This is a genomic window from Pseudomonas sp. AU12215, from assembly GCF_001675465.2.
Classification (GTDB): Bacteria; Pseudomonadota; Gammaproteobacteria; order Pseudomonadales; family Pseudomonadaceae; genus Pseudomonas; species Pseudomonas nitroreducens.
In genome coordinates, this window is record NZ_MACM02000028.1 from 1 (window position 1) to 1,432 (window position 1,432).

Sequence of the window (1,432 nt, forward strand, 5' to 3'; positions counted from 1 at the left end):
CACCGAGCGTGAATGTCGTAGCCAATGCCGATGGCGGTCTGACCGTGAACGGCAGTGCTGAGCCGGGCACGACCGTTACCGTCACCTTCCCGGATGGCTCGACCGGCAGCGCCACTTCTGGCAGCGATGGCAGCTACAGGGTCACCACCACGGTTCCGCAGACCAGCGGTGACGTCAGCGCTAACGCGACCGACGCGGCTGGCAACACCGGTGACGCCACCACCCAGAGCTACACCGACAGCACCGCGCCGCAAGCGCCGATTCTCGACCCCATCGTCACCAACGACGACGGCAGCATCACCGTGGGCGGCAGCGCCGAGCCAGGCAGCACCGTGACTGTCACTTATCCGGATGGCAGCACGGGCTCCGTGGTTGTCGGTGAGGATGGTTCCTGGTCGATCACTTCGCCGGAAAACCAGCCCACCGGGGAAGTCAGCGTCAATGCCACGGATGAAGCCGGTAATACCGGTGCTTCGGTGACCGAGAGCTACGCCGATACCACGGCGCCGGATGCCCCGAGTGTGAATGTCGTGGCCAATACCGATGGCGGTCTGACCGTGAGCGGCAGTGCCGAGCCGGGCACGACCGTTACCGTCACCTTCCCGGATGGCTCCAGTTCCACGGCGACTGCGGGTAGCGATGGCAGCTACGAGATYACCACCCATGTCCCGCAGACCAGCGGTGAGGTARCKGCARCGGCGACAGACGCCGCTGGCAACACCGGTGACGCCACCACCCAGAGCTACACCGACAGCACCGCGCCGCAAGCGCCGGTWCTCGAYCCYATCGTCACCAACGACGACGGCAGCATCACCCTTGGCGGTTCGGCAGAGCCGGGCAGCACCGTGACTGTCACCTATCCGGACGGCAACACCGGCTCCGTGGTAGCGGGGGAGGATGGTTCCTGGTCGATCACCTCGCCGGAGAACCAACCCACCGGTGAGRTCAGCGTCAACGCCACCGACGAAGCCGGCAACACCGGCGCCTCGGTGACCGAGAACTACAGCGACACCACCGCCCCGGAGGCGCCGAGTGTCAACGTCACGGCCAATGCCGATGGCGGCCTGACCGTGAGCGGCAGTGCCGAGCCGGGCACGACCGTGACCGTCACCTTCCCGGACGGCTCCACCGGCAGCGCCACTGCTGGCAGCGATGGCAGCTACGAGATCACCACCCATGTCCCGCAGACCAGCGGCGATGTCAGTGCGACTGCGACTGACTCGGCTGGCAATACCGGCGATTCGACCACCTTCAGCTATATCGACAGCACCGCGCCGCAAGCGCCGGTCCTCGATCCCATCGTCACCAACGACGACGGCAGCATCACCCTTGGCGGTTCGGCCGAGCCGGGCAGCACCGTGACTGTCACTTATCCGGATGGCAGCACGGGCTCCGTGGTTGTCGGTGAGGATGGTTCCTGGTCGATCACTTC

The 1,432-nt window shown here is 66.0% G+C and carries 1 protein-coding gene; it reads left to right on the plus strand.

Annotated elements, in window-relative coordinates:
• On the plus strand, positions 1-1,432 hold a 1,432-nt coding region (locus A9513_RS07835), incomplete at both ends, for an Ig-like domain-containing protein (RefSeq protein ID WP_255302829.1).